The sequence below is a fragment of the Glycomyces tritici genome, from assembly GCF_030403505.1.
In genome coordinates this window covers 256395-281348 of sequence record NZ_JAUEMJ010000001.1, presented here as the reverse complement: position 1 = coordinate 281348, position 24954 = coordinate 256395, and the positions used below count along the sequence as shown (strand labels likewise).

Genomic DNA, 24954 nt, shown 5'->3' with positions numbered 1-24954 from the left:
CGTAATGGCGAAACTGTGGGGAGGCCGCTTCTCCGGCGGCCCAGCCGCCGCCCTCGAGGCCCTGAACGCCTCGATCGGCTTCGACTGGCGCCTCGCGCCGTACGACCTCAAGGCCTCCAAAGCCCATGCGCGCGTGCTCAACCGGGCCGGGCTGCTCACCGCGGACGAGCTCACGACGATGCTCACCGCCCTCGACGAACTCGGCGAGGACGTCGCCTCCGGCGCCTTCACCGGCACCGTGGCGGACGAGGACGTGCACACCGCGCTCGAACGCGGCCTCGTCGAGCGCCTCGGCGACCTCGGCGGCAAGCTCCGCGCCGGCCGCTCGCGCAACGACCAGATCGCCACGGACCTGCGCCTGTACTGCCGCGACCACGCCAAGGGCCTCGCCGCCGACCTCACCGACCTCGTCAGCGCCCTGACCGAGCAGGCCGCCGGCCTCGTGGACGCGCCCGCGCCGGGCATGACCCACCTCCAGCACGCCCAGCCGATCACCCTCGGCCACCAGCTCCTGGCGCACGCGCAGGGCCTCCTGCGCGACCTGGACCGCCTGCGGGACTGGGACAAGCGCGCCGCGCTGTCCCCGCTCGGCTCGGGCGCCCTGTCGGGCTCGTCGCTGCCGCTCGACCCGGTCGCCGTGGCCGAGGAGCTCGGCTTCGACGGCCCCGTCGCGAACTCGCTCGACGGCGTCTCCGACCGCGACTTCGCGGCCGAGCTCTTGTTCGTGTGCTCGATGGTCGGCATCCACCTCTCCCGCCTGGGGGAGGAGGTCATCCTCTGGTCGAGCCAGGAGTTCGGCTGGGTCAAGCTCGACGACGCGTTCTCCACGGGCTCCTCGATCATGCCGCAGAAGAAGAACCCCGACGTGGCCGAGCTCGCGCGCGGCAAGTCGGGCCGCCTCGTCGGCAACCTCACGGGCCTCCTGGTCACCCTCAAGGGCCTGCCGTTCACGTACAACAAGGACCTCCAAGAGGACAAGGAGCCGGTCTTCGACTCGCTCGACAACCTGGCGCTCCTGCTCCCGGCCGTCACGGGCATGGTCGCGACCATGACGTTCAACGTCGAAGTCCCGCGCGCCTCGGCCCCGACCGGGTTCAGCCTCGCCACGGAGATCGCGGACTGGCTGGTGCGCAAGGGCGTCCCGTTCCGCAGCGCCCACGAGATCGCCGGCTCCTGCGTGGCCCACTGCGAGGCGCGCGGCATCGAGCTGCACGAGATCGCCGACGCCGACCTGGCGGGCATCTCCGAGCACCTCGACCCCACCGTGAAGGCGGTGCTCGATGTGGACGGCGCGCTGGCCGGCCGCACGACGCCCGGTTCGACGGGCCCGAAGCCGGTGGCCGACCAGCTGGCGCAGGTGCGCGAGCAGATCGACGCGTGGCGGGCCTGGGCCCAGTAGCGGCCCACTGCCTTCCAGCGAAAGCGGCCCGTGCGAGGCGCGGGCCGCTTTCGCTTGCGTCCGTTACGCGGGCGGCGTGATGACGAACTTCCCGGTGCAGTGCTGGGAGGGGTTCCCGATGACCGGTGCAGTGCGGCAGAGGGCCACGGTCAGGTAGTCGATCGAGGCGGTCTCGTCCACGGTGAGCGCGAACGAGTAGTCGAACGCCTTGCCGCGGTCGGGCATCTCGATGCGCTCGACGTCCACGGGGGCGTCCTTGTCGTAGGCGATGAATTCGAGGTGTCGGTCGAACGGCTCGACGCCCAGGCAGACGCGGCCGTCCCGGTAGAACGTGGTCCAGGCCTTGCCGGTGACGTTCACCGTCGGCTCGACGGCGATGTCGGCCCATTCGGCTTCACCGGCGGTCGCGAAGAGGGTGCAGTAGTCCTCCCCGAGTGCTTCGGTCGCGAACCCGACCGGTGCGCCGGCCGATGCCGGGTTGGCGGCGGCGAGGACGGCGAACAGCGACGTGAGGGCCACCAAGGCGGCCCTCACGGCATTGCGGACGGGGTGTTGCGGCGGGTGCATGGCGGCTCCGTGTCGTCTGAGGAGTGCGCGCCCAACCTCGCGCTCCGTGCTCTTATATGTACATTCCTAAATATCCGTGAAGTCCTGGCGGGCGTCAAGCTCCACGGCCAGGCGCCGCAGCCGCACGGCCGTGAACACCGTGAAGAAGCCCCAGATGATCGCGAAGAACCCGATGGTCACGACCAGCGCGACCGCGCCCTCCTCCGGGTTGATCAGCAGCAGGATGCCCAGGACGACCCCGGCGAGGCCGGAGATGACGAACAGCCAGCGCCCGCCCGCGTCGCGCGAGAGGCCGAAGCCGCTCACGATCGAGCCGATGCCTGAGATGATCGCCCAGAACGCGATCACATAGAGCAGCGCGAGAGCGCTGAGCCCGGGCCACAGCAGGGCGATCAGCCCGGCGATGATGCCCACGATGCCCAAGGTGATGAGGAAGCCGCGGCCGTAGGAACGCTTGGCGCCCATGGCGATCGAGGTGACGCCGTCCACGATGGCGTAGGCGCCGAAGAGGATGACCAGCACGTACAGCGTGATCCCGGGCCAGAACACCGCCATGGCCCCGAAGATGATCGTGAAGATACCGCGAACCAGCACCCACGCCCAGTTCCTGGCGAGCAATTCGATCATCGCATCCACCCCGTTCCACCTGCGATAACGCTTCCCACCCCGAGGCTAGACCCAACCGGGGCGGACAGTGCGTCTTCCCCCGAAAACGCGACACGGCGGACCCCTCCGACCGCAGACCGTGCGATCGCCGGAATCTCGTCACAGGTTCATCCGCTTCCGCTCCAATGCCGACGACGAGCGCCTCATCCGGACCCTCGCGCAGGAGGGCGAGAGCGACGCCGACGTGCTCCGCCGCGCACTGCACCGTCTCGAGCGGTGCTCCCGCGAGGGGCAAGCGCGGGCGGACACAGTGAAAGCCGCGTTGCCGCACCGGTGCGAAAAGACGTTTCGTCTCCCCGGGGGCGCTGCGTAGGCTGCGGGCGTGAGTGATGCGCTGCGAGGCTTTCTGTCCGATCCGGCCGCTCTGGCGGAGTTGAACCACCGGGAGGTGGCCGCATGGCTGCTGGCCGACGGGTGGAACGTGTGCGGGGTCGGGGACTGGGCGACGGTGTGGCGCTCGCCGGACGGCGAGCTGGCCGCGAGGGTGTGCCCGTTCGAGCCGGCCTATGCGGTGTTCGTGCGGCTGTGCCGCATGCTGGCCGGCAATCCGCTGCTGCCCCGGATCGAGCTCGACGCCCCGCTCGAGGGCGGCGGGCGGCTCACGGTGATGGAGTGCCTGGTCCCGGCCGACAAGGACCAGGCCGCCGCAGTGTGGCGGCGCTGGGACGCCGAGGGCGATGATCCGATCGCGGCGGTCAGGGCCGAGGCCGAGCGGCTGAGCGCCGAAGCGGCGGCGGCGATCCCCTACTGGGGCGGCCTCGACCGCAACCCGGGCAACGTGATGGCGACACCCGCGGGCGAGCCCCGCCTGGTCGACCTCTTCTACGCGGATGGACTCGTGATCTACACGGAACTCCTGGCGGACCCGGCCACGGTGCTCGCGCGCTTCCCCGCCGAGCAGCGCCGGTACATGGCCGAGATCGGCGCGGTCATGCGGCTCTCGAAGCCGCATGAGATCGCGAAGATCCGGACCGCCGCCGCCCAGCCCGGGTGAACCCGAGCGCACCGCGGCCCCGGCGAAGCGCCGGGACCGCGGTGTTCCTGTTCCCTTGCGGTACTAGCGGATCGCGGCCGTCTCGCGTTCGATCGGCCGCGGCTCGGTCTCGGGCTCGACCGTGACGTGCGGCATCGCCTTGTCGAGCCACTTCGGCATCCACCAGGCGCCCCTGCCCATGACCTTCATGATCGCCGGGACCAGGAGGCAGCGGATCACGAAGGCGTCGATGAAGATCGCGACCGCCATGCTGATGCCGAACTGCTGGAGCAGGCGGGCGTCGTCGAGGACGAACGATCCGAAGACCGCCATCATGATCGCCGCCGCGGCGGTCACCACGCCGCCCGTCGACGCCAGGCCCCTGCGGACCGCCTCGACCGGGTCCCCGGTGCGCTGCCACTCCTCGCGCATCCGCGACATGAGGAACACCTCGTAGTCCATCGAGAGCCCGAAGATGATCGCGAACGACATCACGGGCACGAACGCCTCGACCGGTCCGGCCGGGATGCCGAACACGCCCTCCTGGAAGATCCACGCGACCACGCCGAGGCTCGCGCCGATCGTCATCAGGTTGAGGATCGCGGCCTTGATCGGGATGAGGATGGACCGGAACACGACCATCAGCAGCAGGAGCGAGAGTCCGACCACGAACAGCAGGAACAGCGGGGCCTTCTCGATCATGATGTCGCTGAAGTCGATCGCGGCGGCGGTGGAGCCGCCCACGAGCTGCGTGCCCTCGACTTTGTTCAGCACCTCGTCGCGCAGTTCGTGCACGAGGTCCACCGTGGCCTGGTCGGCCGGTCCGGCGGTGCCGACCACCGTGGACATCCACAGGTCGTCCCCGATCGCGAACGGCGGCGAGGCCATCTCGACCGTGTCGAGCCCGTTCATGGTCTCGAAGGCGGCGTTCGCCTCGGCCTCGGTGCCGTCGGTGACGACCATGAGCGGGCCGTTGAAGCCCTCCCCGAACCCCTCGGAGAGCAGGTCGTACGCCTCGCGGCTGGTCGTGCCCTCCGTGTCGGTCCCGGCGTCGGCGAAGCCGAGCCGCAGGTCCAGCAGCGGGGTGGCGAGGAAGGCGAGCCCGGCGGTGACCAGGACGATCGCGAGCCACGCCCGCTGCTCCACGAACCGCGACCAGCCCACCCAGCGCGAGCCCGGGGCGCGCTTGGCCTTCGCGGCCTTCTTGCGCACCGACTGCTCGATCCGCTTGCCGAACAGCGCCAGCAGCGCGGGCAGCAGCGTCACCGAGGCGAGCATCGTCACGAGTACGGTGAGCGCCACCGCGATCGCGACCGCCTGCAGTGAGCCGAGGCCGAGCGCGAACAGGCCCATGAGCGCCACGATCACCACGGAGCCGGCGAACAGCACCGAGCGTCCGGCCGTGTCGAGCGCCGTTGCGGCGGCGGCCTTGCGGCTCGCGCCGTGCTGGATCTCGGCGCGGAAGCGGGCGAAAATCAGGAGCGCGTAGTCCACGCCCACACCGAAGCCGACGAGGAACATGATGGGCGTCAGGAACGTCGGCAGCGTGACCGCATGGGACACGAGCATCGACAGGCAGAACGCGGTGCCCACCGCGAACAGCGCGGTGATGAGCGGGAGGCTCGCGGCCAGCAGGGACCCGAACATGAACACGAGGATCACGAGCGCCGCGAGCATGCCGATGCCTTCAGCCGCACCGCCGCCGCCTTCGCTCGCTTCACGGATGACGTCGCCGCCCAGCGCGAACCGGAGGCCGTCACCTGAGGCCTCCTCGGCCTCGGGGATCAGTTCCGCCGCCTCAGCGGTGGTGCCGTCCCAGGTCAGCGTGGCGTAGCCGACCGTGCCGTCCTCGCTGACGGCGCCGTACTCCGTGAACGGGTCGCTCACGCCGGTCACGCCCGGTTCATCGGCCAGGTCGGCGAGGAAGGCCGCGACGCGGTCCTGCTCGGCGGCCACGTCGTCGGCGCCGAAGACCACCTGCACGGTGAGCTCGTTCGCCTCCGGGGCGCGCTCGTCGAGCAGGTCGGAGAGCTCCTGCGACTCGGTGCCGGGCATCGAGTTGTCGTCTTCGAAGGCCGAGCCGACCGCACCGGAGACGCCGATCGCCGCGGCGAACACGAGGACCCAGAGGAGGAGTGCGATCAGCGGGCGGCGCTGCGTCCATTCGGACAGCCGCGCGAGCGCCGACGGCTTCGAGGCAAGGTGTGGTTCCATGCCGACAACCCTCGCCGTCAGTCCAGCTCCACCGCATCGCCTCAGCAGCGGTGATCGCCATACCACTCCTGGGTCAGGCCCGTCCCGGGAAGTACATCCCCGGTCGTATCGGAAACCCGACAGACCTTCGCCGGGCCAAAAGTATGAATTTGTCACTCCATAGTGTGATTGGGTGGTCACTGCGTGCTGTTGCACGTTTCGCCCAAGTCAAACGCCCTTCTGACGCCGAATTCGGTGCGAGGCGGCAGACAAGGAGATTCCAATGACTACAAGGCAGCGGAAATTGCGTAGGCGGGGACTCGCTTCTCTACTCGCCGTAACTACGGCCGTAGGCCTTTTCGCTGCGTGGATGATGTGGAATCCGCAGGACGCCCAAGCCCAAGCCACCCCGGTAGTCTGGGGACGGCCGGGAACTTCTCGGTGCTTGCGGGCTCGACCGCCACCAACACCGGCGCGAGCACGCTGGAGCAGAAGCTCGGAGTCCACCCGGGCAGTACCGCTCCGGGTTTCACGGCGGCCATGGTCCCGGCAGGGATCCACCTGGCGGACGACGTCGCCCTCCAAGCGAAGAGCGATCTCACCACCGCCTACAACGACGCGGCCGGACGGACCCCGTTCACCATCGAGGACAACGAGTTGGGCGGTGAAGTGCTGACCGCCGGCATCTACCGGGTCGCCGCGGCGGAGGTCACCGGCACGTTGACGCTCGATCTCCAAGCGAATCCGGACGCGGTCTTCATTTTCCAGATCGAATCCACACTCATCACCGCTCCGAACAGCAGCGTCATCTTCGTCAACGGCGCCTCCCCGTGCAATGTCTACTGGCAGGTCGGCAGTTCGGCGACCCTGGGGACCGGCAGCGACTTCGTCGGAAACATCATGGCCTCCGCATCGATCTCCATGAACACCGGTGCAGATCTGGAAGGGCGCGCCCTCGCGCAGACCGGTGCGGTCACCATGGACACCAACGACATCACTGCGCCGGAATGCGCACCGGACGTGCCTCCGACCACGACCGGTGGTCCGACCACGGATCAGCCGACGACGGATCAGCCGACGACGGATCAGCCGACGACGGATCAGCCGACGACGGACCAGCCCACCACGGACCAACCCACCACGGACCAACCGACGACGGATCAGCCCACGACGGACCAGCCGACGACTGACCAGCCCACCACGGACCAGCCCACCACGGACCAGCCCACCACGGACCAACCGACCACTGGCGGCCCGTCCACAGGTGATGCGACGAGCGCTCGTCCGAGTGCGGGAGCGACGACGTTGGATGACGACAACGGGACCGGCACTGGCCTGATCCAAACTGGCAACGGAGCCTTGATGTTCATCATTGCCGCAGGCCTGACGCTCGCCATCGGAGGCGCCATGCTCGCGGTCTTCGCCTGGCGACGCTCACAAGAGGAGCGATCGCACCGGCCGGTCCGCCTTCGGGCGGACCGGCCGAGCCGTGTGCTGCCTGGACGGTGCCGCATAGACTGACTCCTGCCCCCGCCGCCCCATGACAGGAACCCCTCGTGAACGTGCCCTACGTCGAAGGCATCGCCTGGATCGTGCGCGGCGTGCGCACCAAGAAGGCGATCATCACCGCCCCCGACCGCTCCGCGGGCCTGGACGAGGCCGCCACGCGGCTGGACCGGGCCCTCGACGGGTTCGCCGGCCCCGTACCGCCCTGGTACGACTTCATGCGCCGGTCCGAGAGCATGCTGGTGTACGCGCTCGTCTCGGCGATCGGTGCGACGGCCGCGGTCCTGCTGACCCCGCTCGAGGTCGGTTCCGCGATCTTCCTCGGGCTCATCGCCGCAGCGATCGTGTTGGCGGGTGCGGTCAAGGTCGCCGACGTCCTCGCGCACCGCCGCTCCGGCGGCAAGGCCGCCCCCGAGGACGTGATCCGCGAGGTCGCACCGCTGGCCCGCCCGGCGAACTACGTCGTGGACCTCGCCGAGACCCTGGTCGACTTCGACCCCGGCAGCGAAAGCGAGATCCACCGCCTCTCCTGGCAGGCCGCCTCGCCCGATGCGGCCGAGAGCCGCTCGGCCGAGGCCGAGCTCCTCAGGCGGCTCGCCGGATTCGATCCCGACGAAGCCGCCGACTACGAGGACTTCCTCAAGAAGCCCCGCGACCGCTAAGCCTCGCCGTCCGTCCAGGTAGGACGTACGAGCCCCGATTCGTACGCGGTGACGACCAGTTGCGCCCGGTCTCGCGCGGAGAGCTTCGACATGATGCGGCTGACGTGCGTCTTCGCCGTCGCGGGGGAGAGGAACAGGGACCTGGCGATCTCGTCGTTGCTCATGCCCGTGGCCACCAGCTTGAGCACCTCGGTCTCGCGCTCGGTGAGCGCGTTCAGCTTCGAGCTCGGCTCCGGCCGGGCCACGCGCCCGGCGAACTCCGCGATGAGCCGCCGCGTCACCCTCGGCGCGATGAGCGCCTCGCCCGCCGCCACCACCCGGATCGCGTGGATCAGCTCGTCGGGGTCGGTGTCCTTCACGAGGAACCCGCTCGCGCCCGCGCGCAGCGCCCGGTACACGTAGTCGTCCTCGTCGAAGGTCGTCAGGATCACCACTTTGACGCCGTCGAGCTTGGGGTCCCGGCCGATCCGCTCGGTCGCCTCCAGGCCATCCACATTGGGCATGCGGATGTCCATGAGGACCACGTCCGGGCGGTGCCGCCGCGCCAGCTCCAGGGCCTCCGCCCCATCGCCCGCCTCGCCGACCAGCTCGATGTCCTCCTCGTCGCCGAGGATCGAGGCGAACCCCGCCCGCACCAGCCGCTGGTCGTCCACCAGCATCACCCGGATCACCTGTCAACCTCCAGCGGCCACGTGGCCTCGACCGAGAAGCCGCCGTCATCGCGCGGCCCCGCGTCGAAGGTACCGCCGAGGCTCTCGGCCCGCTCGCGCATACCCGTCAACCCGTTTCCCGCGCCCTTGGCGCCCTTGGCATCGCCCGCGCCGTCGTCGATCACCGCGACGGCCAGCGTCGACGTCCCCGTGACCACCTTGATCTGCACCCGCTGCGCCTTCGCGTGCCGCAGCACGTTCGTCAGCGACTCCTGCACCACCCGGTACGCCGCCGCGTCCACCGCCACCGGCAGCGCCGCCCGGCCGTCCACGCGCAGGTCCACCTCGAGTCCCGACGCCCGCGCCGCGTCGACCAGCAGCGGCAGCTGCTCCAGGCTCGGCCCCGGCCCGGTCGGCGAATCCTCCCCGGGCTCGCGCAGCACCCCCACCATCGCCCGCAGCTCCCGCAGCGACGAGTGGCTCGTCTCCGCGATCACCTGGAGCGTCTCCTCGGTCCGGTACAGCGGGTCCTTGCGCAGCTTCCGCAGTGCCGCCGAGGTCTGCACGTTGATGAGCGACAAGTGGTGCCCGACCGCGTCGTGCAGCTCCCGCGCGATCCGCAGCCGCTCCTCGGCGACACTGCGCTTCTGCGTCTCCGCAAGGGCCACTTCGGTCTCCGCACGGTACCGCCGGTAGTGCGCCACGACCGCGCCGATCGCCGGGACCGCGATGATCCACCCGCTGAGCATGAGCGTCTCGGACGCGGTCATGTGCGCGAAGTCCGCCAGGTACTCCGAGACCACCACGATTAGGAACACCAGCCCGGCGATCACCCCCGCGGCGCAGATCCGACCCAGCGCCGCCAGCGTGTACAGGGCGATCACGAACGCCATGAGCATCGGCCCGTCCGTCGACGACGCCGGGTAGTACACGATCGTGCACACCATCGTCACCAGCGCCACCGTGAACGGGAAGGCACTGCGGAAGAACAGGGCCACGACGGAGACGAACATCATCACCCACGCCAGTTCCTCGTTGAGGCCGGGCGTGTCGCGCACGTGGAGCACCCACTGCGCGAGCGTCCAGGTCAGCACGATCACAGCGTTGACGGCCCCGACGAGCAGGTCCATCCGGGAGATCGAGAAGCGGTGCAGCACGCCTCCAAGCGTAAGAGGAGCGCCCGGCCGCGGCCGGGCGCTCCTGGAACCGATCGGTCAGCGGCTACTTCGTCAGCCCGGCGCGTCGCAGCGCCTCGGCCATCGCGCTCTCCGGCGCGGCCTGACGCCCCTGCTGGCGCGGCTGCTGCCGTCCGCCTCCCTTGCCGCCCTTGCCTCCGCCGCCTTGGCGCTGTCCGCCCTGGCGCTGGCCGCCGCGCGGCTCGCCGCCGCCGGCCTCCACCTCGTCGTCCAGGCGCATGGTGAGCGCGATGCGCTGGCGCTGGAGGTCGACCGAGACCACCTTCACCTTGACCACGTCGCCGGGCTTGACGATCTCGCGCGGGTCCGACACGAACCGGTTGGCGAGCGCCGAGATGTGCACCAGGCCGTCCTGGTGGACGCCGATGTCGACGAACGCCCCGAAGGCCGCGACGTTCGTCACGGCCCCTTCGAGGAGCATCCCGGGCTTGAGGTCCGAGACCTTCTCCACGCCCTCCTTGAACGTGGCCGCCTTGAACTCGGGGCGCGGGTCGCGGCCGGGCTTCTCGAGCTCGGCGAGGATGTCCGAGACCGTGGGCACGCCGAAGCGGTCGTCGGCGAAGTCGCCGGGCTTGAGCTTGCGGAGGGTCTTCGCGTCGCCCAGGAGCCCGCCGATCGGGGCGCCGGTGGCGGCGAGGATGCGCTCGACCACCGGGTAGGCCTCGGGGTGCACGGCCGAGGCGTCGAGCGGGTTGGTCCCGCCGGCGACCCGGAGGAACCCGGCGGCCTGCTCGAAGGCCTTGGGGCCCAAGCGCGGCACGCTCAGGAGCGCCTTGCGGTCGGCGAAGCGGCCGTGCTCGTCGCGGTACGACACGATGTTCGCGGCCACGCTCTCCGAGAGCCCCGACACCTGCGAGAGCAGCGGGACGGAGGCGGTGTTCAGGTCCACGCCGACCGCGTTCACCGCGTCCTCCACAACGGCCTCAAGGGATCTGGTGAGTTTGGACTCAGTCAGGTCGTGCTGGTACTGGCCGACGCCGATGTGCTTCGGCTCGATCTTCACCAGCTCCGCGAGCGGGTCCTGGAGCCGCCGCGCGATCGAGACGGCCCCGCGCAGGGACACGTCCATGCCCGGGAGCTCCTTCGTCGCGTACGCCGACGCCGAGTAGATCGAGGCCCCGGCCTCGGAGACGACGATCTTGGCCAGCTCACGGGTGCCGTTCACGGCCTTGATGAGGTCGGCCGCGAGGCGGTCGGTCTCGCGCGAAGCGGTGCCGTTGCCGATCGCGATGAGCTGCACCCCGTGCTTCTCCACCAGCGCGCCCAGCGTCGCCAGCGAAGCGTCCCAGCGGTTCTGGGGCTGGTGCGGCATGATCGCGGTCGCGTCGAGCACCTTGCCCGTGGGGTCGACCACGGCGACCTTGACGCCGGTGCGGAAGCCCGGGTCCAGGCCCATCACGGTCTTCGGCCCGGCCGGGGCCGCGAGCAGCAGGTCCTTCAGATTGGCGGCGAAGACCTTCACGGCCTCGTCCTCGGCGAGCTGCCACAGCCGCATCCGCAGGTCCACGCCCAGCTTGACGAGGATGCGCGTGCGCCACGCCCACGAGACGGTCTTGGCGAGCCACGCGTCGGCGGGCCGCCCGTCGTTCCGGATCCCGAACTTCGCGGCGATCACGGCCTCGCAGTCGGCCCCGTCCACCTCGGACTCACCGGGCTCCAGGGCGAGCGAGAGCGCCTCCTCCTTCTCGCCGCGCATGAGCGCGAGCACCCGGTGGGAGGGCAGCGTGGTGAACGTCTCCGAGAAGTCGAAGTAGTCGGAGAACTTCGCGCCCTTCTCCTCGGCCCCGTCGCGGACCCGCGAGACCAGCCGGCCCCGCTGCCACATGCGTTCGCGCAGGGAGCCGATGAGGTCGGCGTCCTCGCTGAACCGCTCGGTGAGGATCGCGCGGGCCCCGGCGAGCGCGGCGGCCGCGTCCGGGACCTCTTTCGCGGCGTCGACGTACGCGGCGGCCGCGGTTTCGGGGTCCTGTGAGGGATCACTCAAAAGCAGTTCCGCGAGCGGTTCGAGGCCCGCTTCGCGAGCGATCTGCGCTTTCGTGCGGCGCTTCACCTTGAAAGGCGCGTAGAGGTCCTCGAGCCGGGCCTTGGTGTCGGCGGCGTCGATCTGCGCGGCGAGCGCATCGGTGAGTTTTCCCTGCTCATTGATCGATTCGAGCACCCCTTTGCGGCGGGTCTCCAGCTCGCGCAGGTAGCCGAGGCGCTCTTCGAGGGCGCGCAGCTGCTCGTCGGAGAGGCCCCCGGTGGCCTCTTTTCGGTACCGGGCGATGAACGGGACGGTGGAGCCGTCGTCGAGAAGCGCGACGGCCGAGCGGACTTGATGGGCGCCGACCGAGAGTTCCTCGGCGATGCGTTGATCGATAGCTTGAGCCACGGGAGGATTCTGCCAGAGCGCTGCGACAACATGGCTCGAAGCCGGAAGCCCCGACCCCCCGGTGGACGCTCGGTCGGGCATTGGGTAAAGTTCTATCCCGTCGCCGGGGGAACGAAAAAGCCCCTGGAAATGACATGCGGACGTAGCGCAGTTGGTAGCGCGACACCTTGCCAAGGTGTAGGTCGCCGGTTCGATCCCGGTCGTCCGCTCGGAGCTCGAAAGAGCGCTATCCCGGACGATTAGCTCAGCGGGAGAGCACTCCCCTGACACGGGAGAGGTCACTGGTTCAATCCCAGTATCGTCCACCGAAGCGAGAGGCCCAGGTTCACAAGGCTTGGGCCTTTCGCGTCAGGGTGGGTTGTCCGAGTGGTTAGGTAACGGCCTGCAAAGCCGTGCACACGGGTTCGAATCCCGTACCCACCTCCATTCAACGTTCATGTCGGTCGGGGCCCGGATTTCGGGCCCGCGCCGACACCATTCCATTCGCATTCGATCCGTTGCCGGTCACTGCGACTCGGAGTCCACGGATTCGCGGCGGCGCTGAGCCCCGCAGCCCGATGCATCGCGTTTTCCCCGTTCCCGTCAGTCCCGTTGCCATAGGCCTTGGGAACGTCCTCATTGTCACTGCGGCGACGGCACCGACCGGTGCGCTGCGCGGCCCTGTGCGAGCCGCAGGGTGCGGTCGGCCAGGCGGTCGGCGACCGCCGGCTCGTGGGTGATCAGGAGCAGGCTCACGCCGGTGCGGGCCATGAGCTCGTCCAAGAGGTCGAGGATGCCGCGCTGGGTGATCGCGTCGAGTCCCGAGGTGATCTCGTCGCAGATGAGGACGTCCGGTCGGGCCGCAAGCGCGCGGGCGAGGGCGGCCCGCTGGAGCTGGCCGCCGGAGAGCCGGTCGCGGCGGCGGGAGGCGGTCGCGGTGGTGAGTCCCACCTCGTCCAAGAGCCGTTCGGCCTCTGCGCGGGCTTCGCGTGTCGTCAAGGCGCGCAGTCTGATCGCCGTTCGGGCGACCTGGGAGACGATGTCGCGGTGCTCGTCGAAGGCGCCGCGCGCGTCCTGGAAGACGTACTGCACCTTCGCGCGTTCGGCGCGGGTGCGGCGGCGGTCGCCCAGTGACAGCGGTACGCCGTCGAGTGCCAGGCTGCCGGCGTCGGCCCGCTGGAGTCCGGCGATGCAGCGGGCGAGCGTGGTCTTGCCGCTGCCGGAGGCCCCCACGATCGCCAGGCACTCGCCCGCTCGCACATGGAAGTCGACCTCGTCCAGGATGCGGGTCCGGGCGCGCCCGGCGGTGACGGTCAGGCCGGTTCCCTCGATGCGGATCGGGGCCGGTGCGCCCGTCGTGGCGACCCGGGGGCCGGAACCCGTTCGCGCGGCGAGGAGGCGGCGCGTGTACTCGTGCGCGGGCCGCTCGAAGACCGCTCCGGTCGTCCCGTGCTCGACGATCGAGCCGCGTTCGAGGACGGCGGTCTCGTCGCTGATCGCGGCCACGAGGTCGAGGTCGTGGCTGAGGAGGACGACGGCCAGGCCGTTCGCGACCGCCAGGCGCAGCTCGGCCGCGACCTGGTCGCGGTGGGCGAGGTCCTGGCCGGTGGTGGGCTCGTCGACCACGAGCAGCCGCGCTTCGCACAGGAACGCCTGGGCCAGAACGAGACGCTGCTGCTGCCCGCCGGAGAGCTGGTGGTGGAAGCGCCGCAGCAGGGCCGGATCGTCCAGGCCCGCGCGGTGCATCGCGTCGGCCACCCGCGCCCGCACCTCGCCGCCGCCGGAGGCCCGGGCGATGTCGGTGAGCACGCCGCCGATGCGCCGCACGGGGTTCAGGACGGCCGCCGGGTGCTGCGGCAGGTACGCCGCGGGCAGTGCGCCCGGCGCGCACCGCAGTGCGTCGACGCCGCCGACTTCGACGGTGCCGGTCGCGTCCGCGCCCGGCCGCAGTGCGCCCAGGAGTGCGGAGGCGGTGGTGGTCTTGCCGCTGCCGGAGGCGCCGACGACGGCCAGCATCCGTCCGGCGGCCACGTCGAACCCCACGCCGTCGAGCAGGGTGTTCCCGCCGGCTCGGACGTGCAGGTCGCTCACGTGCACGATGCGTTCGCCCATCGGCTCCTCCTTCATGTGCGTGCCGTTCGCGTTCGCGACAGGAGCCGGTCGAACAGCAGGTTCAGGCCTACCGAGAGCGAGACGAGCAGGACCGCGGGCAGGACGACCCCCCAGGGGGACAGGAAGATGCCGCCGCGGTTGACGTCGACCATGACCGCCCAGTCGCCGGACTCGGGGCCGGCGCCGACGCCCAGGAAGCTCGCGGCGGCGACCAGGTAGAACGCGCCGACCAGGCGCACCCCGGCGTCGGCGGCGAGGGTCGGCAGGATCGAGCGGACCGTGTACCCCGCGGCGATCCGCCACCACCCCTCGCCTTGCAGCCACATCGCCTCCACCGCGGGGCGGTGCGCCGCCTCGAGCGCCGCCGCCCGGACGATGCGGGCGACGTCGGGGAGGTTGACGACGGCGACGATGGCGACGAGCATCCACGCCGTCGGCGGGGCGATCGAGGCCAGCAGCAGCATCAGCAGCAGCGAGGGGATGGCCAGCAGCAGGTCGAAGGGGCGCATGAGCAGTTCGTCGAGCCAGCGGCGCCGGGTGGACGCGGCCAGGACCCCGAGCGGGACGCCTGCCGCGTACGCGGCCAGGGTGGCGGCGAGCGCGGTGAGGATGATGCTCCATCCGCCCTCGAAGAGCCCCGCCAGGACGGGGGCGCCCAGGTAGTCGGTGCCCGGCCAGGGCGCCGCGGCGTCGAACGGCTGCCGCCGCTCCGCGTCCGCGAGGTGGACCAGGACCGGGCCGAGCAGCGCGAGGCCGACCGGCACCGCGATCAGCGCGGCGATCGCCACCCGTTCCAGGCGCCGCTTCACCGGGCCACCTCGAGCCGCGGCGCGAGCCGGAACGCGACCAGGTCGGCGAGGAGGTTGACGGTGACCGTGGTGATCCCGAAGACCACGGCGACCCCTTGCACCACAGGGAGGTCGCGGGCGTTCACGGCGTTGACCAGGGCCGTGCCCAGGCCGGGGATCACGAAGACGGCCTCGACGACGATGACGCCGCCCAGCAGCCAGTCGACGGTGCGGGCGATCTGGGCGACGGCCGGTGTGACCGCGTTGGGCAGTGCGTGGGCGAGGACGATGCGCCGCTCGGGCACGCCGCACCGTCTGATGTGGGCGATGTAATCGGAGTCGAGCGCCTCGATCATGCCCGCCCGCACGAGGCGGCAGATCGAGCAGATCGGCCGGGCCAGGAGCACCGCCAGCGGCAGCACCAGGACCGCGGGCTCGGCCAGGAGCGACGGCACGCCCACGGCGGTGGGCGGCAGCCACGGCAGGCCGATCGCGAAGGCGCTCACGAGCAGGATCGCCAGCGCGAACTCCGGCACTGAGTAAAAGGCGACGCTGGCGGTGGTGATGAGCCGGTCCGCCCACTGGTCGCGTCGGCGGGCGGCGAGCACGCCGAGGCCGATCGCCAAGGGCAGCAGCAGTACCAGGGTGCATGCGGCGAGGACCAGTGTCGGTTCCAGGGCGGCGGCGATGATGCCGCCGACCGGCCGCCCGGAGACCAGCGAGTCGCCGAGGTCGCCGGTGAGGAGTCCGCCGAGCCAGTGCAGCAGGCGTTCGTGGGCGGGCTCGTCGAGGCGCATCTGCTCGCGGATGCGTTCGATGTTCGCGGGATCGGGGGCGTCCCCGGCGAGCGCGACGGCGGCGTCGCCGGGGAGCAGTTCCACGAGCGCGAAGGCCAGCACGGCCACCGCGAGGACCTGGGCGGCTCCGAGGGCGAGGCGGCGTCCGGCGTAGGCGAGCATGCGGCTATGCGATCCAGACCTTGTCGAACCGGGCCCAGTCCAGGGTGTTGGCGGGCGCGAGGCCGACACCGTGGACGCCCTTCGCGGTGGCGACGATCCAGTCGGCGAAGCCCCAGACCAGGTAGCCGCCCTCGTCGTGGAGGCGCTGCTGGATCTGGTCGTACAGGGCCTGGCGGGCGGTCTCGTCGGCGGTGGACTGGAGTTCGAGGTAGAGCCGGTCGAAGTCCTCGTGACGCCACTGGGTGACGTTGGTGGGGGAGTCGGTCAGCAGGCGCTGGGAGATGTGCGAGGCGATGGGCATGCCGCCGGAGCGGTAGGACGAGATGGTGCCTTCGGTGAGGGTCTCGGACCAGTAGGTGTCCGTGTTGCGCTCGTTGATCTCGACTTCGAGGCCGGCTTCGCGCAGCTGCTCGGCGAAGATCTGCGCGGCCTCGACGAAGCCCGCGCCGACGTCGGCGGTCTCCAGGACGATCGTCGTGCCCGTGGCGCCGGCCTCCTCGAGCAGGCGCACGGCCTCCTCGAGGTCGCGTTCGCGCTGCGGGATGCCCGCGGCGTAGTGGGCGAACCCGAGTCCGAACAGGTCGTTGCCGATCTGCCCGCGTCCTGAGAGGACCGATTCCAGCAGTTCGTCGCGGTCGCACAGGAGGAACAGGGCCTGGCGCACGCGCGGGTCGTCGAACGGGGCGCGGTCGGTCTTCATGGCGAAGCCGAGCATGTTGCTGCCGGGGGAGGCGACCAGGGTGATCGCCGCGTTCTCCTCGTTGGCGCGCGCGGTGGTGGCGCTGAGGTCGTGGGCGTACTCGACCTGGCCGCCCAGGAGGGCGTTGATGCGGGCCGACTCCTCGTCGGCGATGACGATCTGCAGCTCGTCGAGCAGCGCGGGCCCGTCCCAGTACCCGTCGTAGCGGGCGGCGGTGAACTCGCGGCCGGGCTCGAAGGAGGTGAACGTGAACGGCCCCGATCCCACCGGAGCGTCGAAGTTCTCGGCCCCTTCGGGGACGATGTAGGCGCCGAAGGCCGCGAGCGCGTTGGGGAACTCGGCGAGCGGGTGGTGGAGGACGAACTCGATCTCGCGGTCGCCGACCGCCCGGCTGGCGTCCAGGTCGATCGGGGAGAGGTCCTGCTTGGCGCGGAAGGTCTCCGCGGGGTCGGCGATGCGCCGGTAGCTGTAGAGGACGTCGGCGGCGCGCACCGGCGAGCCGTCGTGGAACGAGGCCTCGCGCAGCCGCACCTTCCAGACGGTGAGTTCGGCGTCGGCCTCCCAGGACTCCGCGAGGCGGGGGACGGGGGCCATGTCGGCGCCCGGCTCGGCGAGCTTGTCGAACAGCGCTTTGGCACGGGCGGCGTCGGCGAACAGGTTGGCGCGGTGGGGGTCGAGGGTCTCGGCCGCGCCGCCGCCGGCGAAGGCGGCGCGCAGGCGCCCGCCCTGCTGGGGTTCGGCGGTGTCGGCTTCGGCGCTGCAGCCCGCGGCGACGAGGGTGATGCCGGTGGCGCCGAGGATGCCGCGCCGGGTCATGCGAAGGTGGTTCATGCGATTCCTTGTCAGTGTTCGGTATTCATTTGGCGGCGGCGACCGCGAGTGACCGCGAGCCGCGCAGTGCGGCCACGGCTGCCGCCGAGGCGAGGCCGAGGAGCGCGCAGCACAGCCACGAGGCCCACTCCGCGCTCGTTCCGGCCAGGTCGGCGATGAGTCCGACGCCGCTGGTGCCGACCGCGGCGACGATGCCGGACAGCAGGTAGTAGACGCCGAAGTAGGTGCCGGTCAATCCCGTCGGGGCGTAGCCGGGGATGAGCTCCATGACGAAGGGCTGCGCGATCATGACGCCCATCGAGAGCAGGAACGCCGAGGCGAGGACCGCCCCGAACCGCGGTGCGGCGGCGTCGGGCGGGACCAGGGCCGGGAGCAGGAACGCCGCGCCGAGCAGCGCCATGCCGAGCGCGATCGCCCCCGCTCGGCTCAAGCGCTGCTGGCACCAGGCCGTGGCGCGCATCTGCAGGCCGAGCGTGGCGACGGTCGAGGCGGCGAAGACCGCGGCGGTCGCCCACGTGGTGCCGGTCGCGTCAACGGCCGCTTTCGGCAGCAGCAGGTACAGCTGGTTCTGGAGGGCGAAGAGCGCTGCGGTGGCGAGGGTGAAGGCGAGGAAGCCGCGGTCGGCGAAGGCGCCCTTCCATCCGCCCCAGATCGTCGTCGACGCCGCGGCGCCTCGGTGCGAGGGCAGGACCATGGCCTGCGCGACGCCGAGCAGCGCGAACAGCAGTGCCGAGACGGCAGCGCCGATGCGGAAGTCGAAGGCGACCAGTGCGCTGCCGACCAGCGGCCCCAGGCACATGCCGAGGTTGGCGAACAGATTGAACAGGGCGAACGCCTCGACGCGGCGCTCGCCCGCGGCCTCGGCCACGTAGGCGCGCACCGCGGGGTTGAACAGGGCCCCGGCGACGCCGCTGATGATCGAGCCGGCGATGAGCACCGCCATGGACGGCGTGAGCGCGAACAGGCCGAACCCGACGGCGCGCAGGAGGCATCCGGTGATGATCACCCCGCGCGGGCCGAGCCGGTCGGAGGCGGTGCCGCCGATGAGGAACAGGCCCTGCTGGCTGAGGTTCCGCACACCGAGCACGACGCCGATGGCGGCCAAGGACATGCCGGCGGAGTCGTAGAGGTGGACGGCGAGGTAGGGGATCACCATGTAGAAGCCGAGATTGACTCCCAACTGGTTGACCAGGAGGAGTCGGACCGCCGAAGGCTGGGCGGACAGGGCTTGGAGCGTGCGCACGAGGCTCTCTCTGAGACGGCGCGGGGCGGGCGCGTGAATCGGATTCGGGCTCGTTGAGGATAACGGTAGTCGTTTTCATCAACGAGCGCGGCTCCGGCACGGGACCTTCGCGCACGTGAGCGCCGCCCGAGTCCGCTACGGGGCCTTGAAACCCCGCTGCGGGCCGGGGCCGTCGTCGGCGTGGCGGTCCTCCCGGTTGTAGATCGCGCACTTGTCGAGCGAGAGGCACCCGCAGCCCACGCAGCCGTCGATGTCCTCCTGCAGCTCCCGCAGGCGCCGGATCTGGTCCTCGATGCGGTCCCGCCAGCCCGCCGACAACCGCTGCCAGTCGGCGCGGTCGGGGATGCGCCGGTCCGGCAGCCGGTCCAGGGCCTCCTTGACCTCCTCGAGCGACAGTCCGATCGACTGCGCGGCCCGGATGAACGCCACCCGGCGCAGCTCGGCGCGGCGGTAGCGGCGCTGGTTGCCGCCGGTCCGCACCGAGCGGACCAGGTCCAGCGACTCGTAGTAGCGCAGCGTCGAGGTCGCCACCCCGGCGCGCGCCGCGAAGTCGCCGATCGACAGCATCGTCCCCGCATCATGGGTCGTCATATGGCCCTGCTCACTCCGGTCTTTACTTCAAGTCGACTTGAAGTTACATGATTCCCGGCGTGAACGTCACCTTCGAAGCAACCCGGGAACTGGCCCGCCGCACCGTGTCCGACGTGCGCCATCCCGACCTCGACCCGTACACGCTGGACGCGATCTGGGTCCTCTACGACCGCGTCCTCCGCGTCGACCCGCAGCGCCTCCGCGACCCGGCCCGCGACCGCTTCCTCCTGTCGAAGGGCCACGGACCCAGCGCCTACTACGCGGTCCTCGCCGCCAAGGGCTTCATCCCGGCCGCATGGCTCGACACGATCGCCCACCTGGAGTCGCCCCTCGGCTCCCACCCCGACGCCACCCTCGTCCCCGGCGTCGAGATCTCCTCCGGGTCACTCGGCCACGGCCTGCCCCTCGGCGTGGGCGTCGCCCTCGGCCTGCGCGCCACCGGCTTCCACGACGCGCGCGTGTTCGTCCTCGTCGGCGACGCCGAGCTCGACGAGGGCTCGAACCACGAGGCGATGGCCTTCGCGGGGACCGCCGGCCTGTCGAACCTGAACGTGGTCGTCGCCGACAACGGCTCGGCCTCGCTCGGCTGGCCCGGCGGCATCGCCTCCCGCTTCGACGTGCACGGCTGGAGCAGCGCCACCGCCGACATGACCGACCACGACGCCCTCCACCGGGCCTTCACCACCGCCCACCCCGACCGCCCGCACGTCACCGTCGCCACCACCCGCCCCTGATCCCGGAAGCCGAGGACCGACCGTGTTCCGTTCAGACCCACTGGAAGACGACCTGCAGGACACCACCATGCGCGACGCGTTCGCCGCCCGCGCCTCCGCGCTGCTGGACACCGACCCGCGACTGGCCGTCGTCCTGGCCGACATCTCGACCGACAAGTTCCGCGACGCGGCCGCGGCACATCCCCACCGGGTCGTCAACGTGGGGATTCGCGAGCAGCTGCTCGTCGGCGCGGCCGGCGGCCTCGCGCTGGCCGGGCTGCGGCCCATCGCCCACACCTACGCCCCGTTCCTGGTCGAGCGGGCCTTCGAGCAGATCAAGCTCGACTTCGAGCACCAGGGCACGAGCGGGATCCTGGTGAGCGTCGGCGCTTCGTACGACTGGGCCGAAGGCAGCTTCACCCATTTCAGCCCGCGCGACGTGGCGCTGTTCGACACGCTGCCGGGCTGGCGCGTGGTCGTGCCCGGCCACGCCGCCGAAGTCCCGCGGCTGCTGGACGAGGCGGTCCGCTCCGACGAGGGCGTCTACATGCGACTTTCCCTGCGGTGCAACCCGGCTCCGCACCACACCTCCGGCGGCGGGCTCACGGTGCTCCGCGAAGGCCGGAACGCCACGGTGGTCGCGGTCGGGCCGGTCCTGGACAACGTGCTCGCCGCGACCTCCGGCTTCGACGTGACCGTGGCGTACACGAACACGCCGCGCCCGTTCGACGAGCACGGCCTGCGGCAGCTGGCGGCCGGCACCGGCGACACGGTGGTCGTCGTCGAGCCGTACCTGGAGGGGACCTCGGCCTGGCTCGTGTCGCGGGCCCTGGCCGACCGGCCCCACCGGCTGCTGTCGATCGGCGTCGGCCGGGAGGAGCTGCGCCGCTACGGCACCGCGGACGAGCACGAGCGCCTGCACGGCCTCGACCCGAATGGCATCCGGCACCGGGTGCGGGACTTCCTCGACCCGATCACGGCATCTCGATGACGATCTTTCCCCGGTTGTCCCCGGCGGCGAGCCTCGCGAACGCCTCCCGCGCCTCCTCCAGCGGATAGACCCGGTCGACGGCGGGGGCGGCCTTCTCGGCGACCACCAAAGCGGTGACCGCCTCCAGGTCGGCACGCGACTGCGGCACCGCCAGCACCTTGACCCGCTTGCCTTCCCGCCGGATCGACCAGCCGGCGGCGAACGTCGCGAGCAGCACGCGCGCGTGCCCGCCGACCATGAGGTACACCCCGCCGGGGCGCAGCGCCCGGTGCACGCGGAACGGCGAGCGGTGCCCCACCAGGTCGACGACCCGGTCGTATCGGCCGCGCCGGGCGGCCCAGTCCTCGTCCTCGAACGCGATCGTGTCCGAGGCCCCCACCCGCCGCAGGTAGTCGGCCTTGTCCGCGCGGTCCACGGCCGTCACCTCGGCGCCGAGGTGCACGGCGAGCCCGATGACGAGCGCGCCGCCCGCTCCTCCCGCGCCGTTGACCAGCACCCGGTCTCCCGGTGCGATCCCGCGCGTCGACTTGAACGCGATGCAGCCCGCCTGCGGTATCGCCGCCGCGTCAAGGAAGGACAGCCCGGGCGGCTTGCGGGCCAGCAGCCGCGGTGGCGTCGCCACGTACTCGGCGAGGCCGCCGCGGTACCCGGCCAACTCCCCGAAGACCTCGTCGCCCACCGCGTACTCGGTGACGGCGCTGCCGGCCGCGGCCACGACTCCGGCGACGTCAGACCCCGGCACCGGATTGCGCGGGCGACGGAGCCCGCCCAAGCGCGCGTAGAAGGGACTGCCGACGAGGTTCTCCCGATCCGAACCGTTGAGGGAGGCCGCCCGCACCCGGATCAGCACCTCGCCGTCAGCGGGGACCGGCTCGGGAACGTCACCGACGCGAACGGCCTCGGCGGGCCCGTACCGATCCTGGATGAGGGCTCTCATGCGGACTCCTGTCAGGCAGACGCGAATCCCTCCACTGTAGTCGGCATCGGCCCGCGTGCCCCGCCCCGCGTTCCCGGCGACCCCGCCGAAGCCGCCGAGACCGCCAGTCCGCGCGCCGCCGAACCGGGGGACGCCAACGGCCCCAGGGGAATCCCCCTGGGGCCGCATTACAGCGTGCTTACTCGGCGTCCTCGGACGTCGCCTCGCCCTCGACTGCCGCAGCAGTGCTTCCCTCGACCGCGCTTCCGTCGACCACGGACGCGACGCCCTTGATCGGAATGCGCTGCGCCTGCGGCGCCGGCTTCACGGCCCCCGAGACGCGAATCGTCAGGAGGCCGTCGGCGACCTCCGCACTGAGCTGGTCGGCGGTGATGCCCTCGCGAAGCTGGAACTCGCGGCGGAACGTCCCGCCGGCGAGGCCCCGCACGAGGTAGCGGTCGCCCTCGGCCGCCTCGCGCTCGCGGCGCTCGGCGGTGATCGAGAGGCGGCGGCCCTCGAGCTCGACGGTGACGTCCTCAGGGCTCACGCCCGGAACCGCGGCGGTGACCACGAGGTCCTCGCCTTCGGTGTAGACGTCGGAGCGGAGCGTGTACTGCACCGAGCGCTGGCCGAAGCCGGCCCGGGCCAGACGCTCGAACTCGCGGTCGAGCTGCCGGAAAGCCGCGTAAGGGTGCTGGTAGCGAACGATCATGATGGCTGTCTCCTTCCTCAGGATTAGCACTCGGTGGTGGAGAGTGCTAACGACCTATACGACGCCCGGCCCGATCCGAATATTTCTGCCGTGGCCCGGATCACGCGGAGGAGTCGCGCAGCGGCAGGTCCCACACCTGGCTCACCAGGTCGTCCTTGCCGAACATCCGCACCGGCCGCTCGCTCACGAGCGTGAACCCGGCCTCTTCGTAGAGCCGCCGGGCCGCGTCGAGGTTGCTCATGGTCCACAGCGTCATCGACAGGTACCCGGCTTCGCGGGCGAAGCCGATGCACTCGCGCACCAGCATCCCGCCGACGCCGTGCCCGCGCGCGAACGGCTCGACCCACAGCAGCCGCAGTTTCGCGACCTGCTCGCCCGCGTCCACGCACAGGATCGACCCGGCCGGCTCGCCGTTCAGCTCGGCGATCCAGCCCGCCTCGCGCGAGGGATCGCGGCCCTCGGCGTAGTCGGCGACGATGCGCGCGATGAGCGCCTCGTACTCCTCGTTCCAGCCGAGCTCCTCCCAGTAGCCCTTGCCCTGGCTGTAGACGATCCAGCCGAGGTCGCCCGGCCGCAGTCCGCGCAGTCGAGGTGTGTCCATGCGGCGCCTCCCATGTCCGTTCCCGGTCGGTCTTCCACGCTATGCGTGTGCGTCCCACCAGGCAAGAGCCGCACCGATACCCGATTGCGCCGGCGGCTCCCGGCATTCAGAATGGCGCGATGGAGATCGCCATCCGCCCCAAGCTCGACCGCGCCGCCGTCGAGGCCATCGTCCGCAAGCACCTTCCCGGACCGGTCGAGGTCGTCGGCCATGAGGAGTTCAAGGACGGCTTCTTCAACGCCGCGCACGCCCTCGAGCTGGCCGACGGCCGCCACGTGGTCGTCAAGGTCGCCCCGGACAAGGAGCACAAGCTGCTGCGGTACGAGGTCGACCTCATGGCCACCGAGATCGAGTGCTTCGAGCGGGGCCTGGCCGCGGGCGTGCCGATGCCCGCGCTGCACTACGGCGACCCCGAGGGCGGCGTGATGATCATCGACCGGCTCAAGGGCGTGACGCTGCCGAAGGCGCACGCCGACATGTCCACAGCGGAGCTGCTGGCCGTGCGCCGCGAGATCGGGGCCCTCAGCGCCCGCTTCCCGACGGTCACGGGGGAGCGGTTCGGGTATCCGCGCAAGAGCGGGCGCACCGTCGCCGACACCTGGTCCGCATCGTTTTTTGCGATGATCGACGACGTCCTCGCCGACATCGCGGAGAACGACTCGCCGCTGCCGCGTCCGGCCGAGGAGATCAAGGCGATCGTCGCCGCCGAGAAGGACCTGCTCGACGAGGTGACCCGCCCCGCGCTCGTCCACTTCGACCTGTGGGACGGCAACGTCTTCGTCGTGAAGGGCGAATCCGGTTGGCGGGTCGAGGCGTTCATCGACGGCGAGCGGGCCTTCTACGGCGACCCGATCGCCGAGATCGTCTCCCTCACCTTCGGCCCGGCCGAGGAGTCGGACGCGGCGATCGACGGCTTCCTGGGCCGGGAGATGACCGAGGGGGAGGAGCGGCGGCTCGCCCTCTACCGGGTCTACCTGATGCTCATCCTCATCGCCGAGTGCGCCGTGCGCGGCTTCGACGAGGAGCAGACCGCCCACCAGCTGGGGTGGTCGACCGAGAGCCTCGTCAAGAACCTCGCGCTGCTGGAGGGCTCCGCGTCTTAGCGGGCGGCGCCAGCCGGGTGCTCGTGGCCGTGGTCGTCCGGGTCCGTGCGGGTCGCGTCCCGCTCCTTCGTGGCGCGGGCGAGCCCGTACGGCGGCATGTTGATGTACGAGGTGTCGTACGCCCCGGCGGGCACCTTGTAGAGCTCGTGCCAGAGGCCGACCTCGCCGTTGCTCTTCACGTTGCGGTTGAACCACTTCCAGAAGCCGCGGTGGGCGTGCACCTGCGAGTGCGCGTACCGCTCCAGGTGCTCCTCGCTGCGCCAGTACTGGACGACCATGATCACGCGGCCGCCGATCATGGTCCGCGAGTCGAGCAGGCCGAGGTCGGGGTCGGCGTGGAGTTCGCGGAGCATCTTCGGCATCGACACGAACACCGGCCACCATTTGCGGAACTTCCAGAACTTGTTGATCCGCATGCCGACCGTGAAGACCACGAGGTCCTCGTCGTAGTCGACCACGACGCGACCGGGTCTGACCTTCGCCACGTGGAGTCCTCCCAGGGGGTTGCGAGCATGCCTCCCCTTAGAGACTA

23 protein-coding genes and 3 tRNA genes are annotated in these 24954 nt (G+C 70.9%); 10 read left to right on the top strand and 16 right to left on the bottom strand.

Annotation, left to right across the window (positions count from 1 at the left end):
• Positions 1–4 precede the first annotated feature (4 nt).
• A complete protein-coding gene (argH, locus tag QWI33_RS01300; protein ID WP_289954102.1) occupies positions 5–1399 on the top strand; it encodes an argininosuccinate lyase in 1395 nt (464 codons plus the stop codon).
• Positions 1400–1462: 63 nt separating this feature from the next.
• Here argH and QWI33_RS01295 read toward each other — a convergent pair whose 3' ends face one another.
• Positions 1463–1966 (bottom strand): hypothetical protein, encoded by a 504-nt coding sequence (locus QWI33_RS01295; protein ID WP_289954101.1) that lies wholly within the window; start codon positions 1964–1966, stop codon positions 1463–1465.
• Positions 1967–2032: 66 nt separating this feature from the next.
• Positions 2033–2593, bottom strand: coding sequence for an HdeD family acid-resistance protein (locus tag QWI33_RS01290; RefSeq protein ID WP_289954099.1), 561 nt, complete (start codon positions 2591–2593; stop codon positions 2033–2035).
• Positions 2594–2954: 361 nt separating this feature from the next.
• On the opposite strand from QWI33_RS01290, the gene QWI33_RS01285 reads away from it, so the two are divergent.
• Positions 2955–3626 (top strand): hypothetical protein, encoded by a 672-nt coding sequence (locus tag QWI33_RS01285; protein WP_289954097.1) that lies wholly within the window; start codon positions 2955–2957, stop codon positions 3624–3626.
• Between the two features lie 63 nt (positions 3627–3689).
• Here QWI33_RS01285 and QWI33_RS01280 read toward each other — a convergent pair whose 3' ends face one another.
• Positions 3690–5819 (bottom strand): MMPL family transporter, encoded by a 2130-nt coding sequence (locus QWI33_RS01280; protein ID WP_289954096.1) that lies wholly within the window; start codon positions 5817–5819, stop codon positions 3690–3692.
• A 345-nt stretch (positions 5820–6164) separates the two neighbouring features.
• Here QWI33_RS01280 and QWI33_RS01275 point away from each other — a divergent pair, with 345 nt between their 5' ends.
• Together QWI33_RS01275 and QWI33_RS01270 are read left to right on the top strand one after the other, a co-directional pair.
• On the top strand, positions 6165–7319 hold the full coding sequence (locus QWI33_RS01275; RefSeq protein ID WP_289954094.1) for an ice-binding family protein: 1155 nt from the start codon (positions 6165–6167) through the stop codon (positions 7317–7319).
• Between the two features lie 35 nt (positions 7320–7354).
• Complete coding sequence (locus QWI33_RS01270; protein ID WP_289954093.1) at positions 7355–7966, top strand: hypothetical protein; 612 nt, start codon at positions 7355–7357, stop codon at positions 7964–7966.
• On the opposite strand, the gene QWI33_RS01265 is transcribed toward QWI33_RS01270, so the two are convergent.
• From QWI33_RS01265 to QWI33_RS01255, 3 genes are all read right to left on the bottom strand, one after another.
• Positions 7963–8637: a response regulator gene (locus QWI33_RS01265; RefSeq protein ID WP_289954091.1), complete on the bottom strand. Its 675-nt coding sequence runs from the start codon at positions 8635–8637 to the stop codon at positions 7963–7965. The genes QWI33_RS01270 and QWI33_RS01265 overlap by 4 nt on opposite strands.
• A complete protein-coding gene (locus QWI33_RS01260; RefSeq protein WP_289954089.1) occupies positions 8634–9773 on the bottom strand; it encodes a sensor histidine kinase in 1140 nt (379 codons plus the stop codon). The genes QWI33_RS01265 and QWI33_RS01260 overlap by 4 nt, the downstream gene beginning before the upstream one ends.
• Positions 9774–9837: 64 nt before the next feature.
• A complete protein-coding gene (locus tag QWI33_RS01255) occupies positions 9838–12183 on the bottom strand; it encodes a Tex family protein (protein ID WP_289954087.1) in 2346 nt (781 codons plus the stop codon).
• A 136-nt stretch (positions 12184–12319) separates the two neighbouring features.
• On the opposite strand from QWI33_RS01255, the gene QWI33_RS01250 reads away from it, so the two are divergent.
• From QWI33_RS01250 to QWI33_RS01240, 3 genes are all read left to right on the top strand, one after another.
• Positions 12320–12392, top strand: a tRNA-Gly gene (locus QWI33_RS01250).
• A 24-nt stretch (positions 12393–12416) separates the two neighbouring features.
• A tRNA-Val gene (locus tag QWI33_RS01245) sits at positions 12417–12488 on the top strand.
• Between the two features lie 47 nt (positions 12489–12535).
• Positions 12536–12609, top strand: a tRNA-Cys gene (locus QWI33_RS01240).
• 195 nt (positions 12610–12804) lie between these two features.
• On the opposite strand, the gene QWI33_RS01235 is transcribed toward QWI33_RS01240, so the two are convergent.
• The 6 genes from QWI33_RS01235 to soxR all read right to left on the bottom strand — a co-directional run bounded on the left by QWI33_RS01235 (position 12805) and on the right by soxR (position 19386).
• Complete coding sequence (locus QWI33_RS01235) at positions 12805–14274, bottom strand: ABC transporter ATP-binding protein (RefSeq protein ID WP_289954085.1); 1470 nt, start codon at positions 14272–14274, stop codon at positions 12805–12807.
• A gap of 11 nt (positions 14275–14285) precedes the next feature.
• A complete protein-coding gene (locus QWI33_RS01230) occupies positions 14286–15083 on the bottom strand; it encodes an ABC transporter permease (RefSeq protein ID WP_289954084.1) in 798 nt (265 codons plus the stop codon).
• Positions 15080–16021: an ABC transporter permease gene (locus QWI33_RS01225; protein WP_289954081.1), complete on the bottom strand. Its 942-nt coding sequence runs from the start codon at positions 16019–16021 to the stop codon at positions 15080–15082. Before QWI33_RS01225 ends, QWI33_RS01230 begins: the two co-directional genes overlap by 4 nt.
• 4 nt (positions 16022–16025) lie before the next feature.
• Positions 16026–17552 carry an ABC transporter substrate-binding protein gene (locus QWI33_RS01220; RefSeq protein ID WP_289954077.1) on the bottom strand — a complete coding sequence of 509 codons (1527 nt, stop codon included), beginning with the start codon at positions 17550–17552 and terminating at the stop codon, positions 16026–16028.
• A 25-nt stretch (positions 17553–17577) separates the two neighbouring features.
• Entirely contained in the window at positions 17578–18795 is a 1218-nt protein-coding gene (locus QWI33_RS01215) for an MFS transporter (protein WP_289954075.1), read from the bottom strand.
• Positions 18796–18930: 135 nt separating this feature from the next.
• A complete protein-coding gene (soxR, locus tag QWI33_RS01210) occupies positions 18931–19386 on the bottom strand; it encodes a redox-sensitive transcriptional activator SoxR (protein WP_289954073.1) in 456 nt (151 codons plus the stop codon).
• 59 nt (positions 19387–19445) lie between these two features.
• Here soxR and QWI33_RS01205 point away from each other — a divergent pair, with 59 nt between their 5' ends.
• Together QWI33_RS01205 and QWI33_RS01200 are read left to right on the top strand one after the other, a co-directional pair.
• A complete protein-coding gene (locus tag QWI33_RS01205; RefSeq protein WP_289954072.1) occupies positions 19446–20120 on the top strand; it encodes a thiamine pyrophosphate-binding protein in 675 nt (224 codons plus the stop codon).
• A 67-nt stretch (positions 20121–20187) separates the two neighbouring features.
• Entirely contained in the window at positions 20188–21090 is a 903-nt protein-coding gene (locus QWI33_RS01200; protein ID WP_353895363.1) for a transketolase family protein, read from the top strand.
• Here QWI33_RS01200 and QWI33_RS01195 read toward each other — a convergent pair.
• The 3 genes from QWI33_RS01195 to QWI33_RS01185 form a co-directional block, all read right to left on the bottom strand.
• Positions 21074–22027 (bottom strand): NAD(P)-dependent alcohol dehydrogenase, encoded by a 954-nt coding sequence (locus QWI33_RS01195; RefSeq protein ID WP_289954068.1) that lies wholly within the window; start codon positions 22025–22027, stop codon positions 21074–21076. The genes QWI33_RS01200 and QWI33_RS01195 overlap by 17 nt on opposite strands.
• A 178-nt stretch (positions 22028–22205) precedes the next feature.
• Positions 22206–22718, bottom strand: a complete 513-nt coding sequence (locus QWI33_RS01190; protein WP_289954066.1) for an Hsp20/alpha crystallin family protein — start codon at positions 22716–22718, stop codon at positions 22206–22208.
• A 100-nt stretch (positions 22719–22818) separates the two neighbouring features.
• Positions 22819–23319, bottom strand: a complete 501-nt coding sequence (locus tag QWI33_RS01185; protein ID WP_289954064.1) for a GNAT family N-acetyltransferase — start codon at positions 23317–23319, stop codon at positions 22819–22821.
• A 119-nt stretch (positions 23320–23438) separates the two neighbouring features.
• Here QWI33_RS01185 and QWI33_RS01180 point away from each other — a divergent pair, with 119 nt between their 5' ends.
• A complete protein-coding gene (locus tag QWI33_RS01180) occupies positions 23439–24422 on the top strand; it encodes a phosphotransferase family protein (RefSeq protein WP_289954063.1) in 984 nt (327 codons plus the stop codon).
• On the opposite strand, the gene QWI33_RS01175 is transcribed toward QWI33_RS01180, so the two are convergent.
• A complete protein-coding gene (locus tag QWI33_RS01175; RefSeq protein ID WP_289954061.1) occupies positions 24419–24907 on the bottom strand; it encodes a DUF4188 domain-containing protein in 489 nt (162 codons plus the stop codon). The two genes, QWI33_RS01180 and QWI33_RS01175, sit on opposite strands and share 4 nt — an antisense overlap.
• Positions 24908–24954 lie beyond the last annotated feature (47 nt).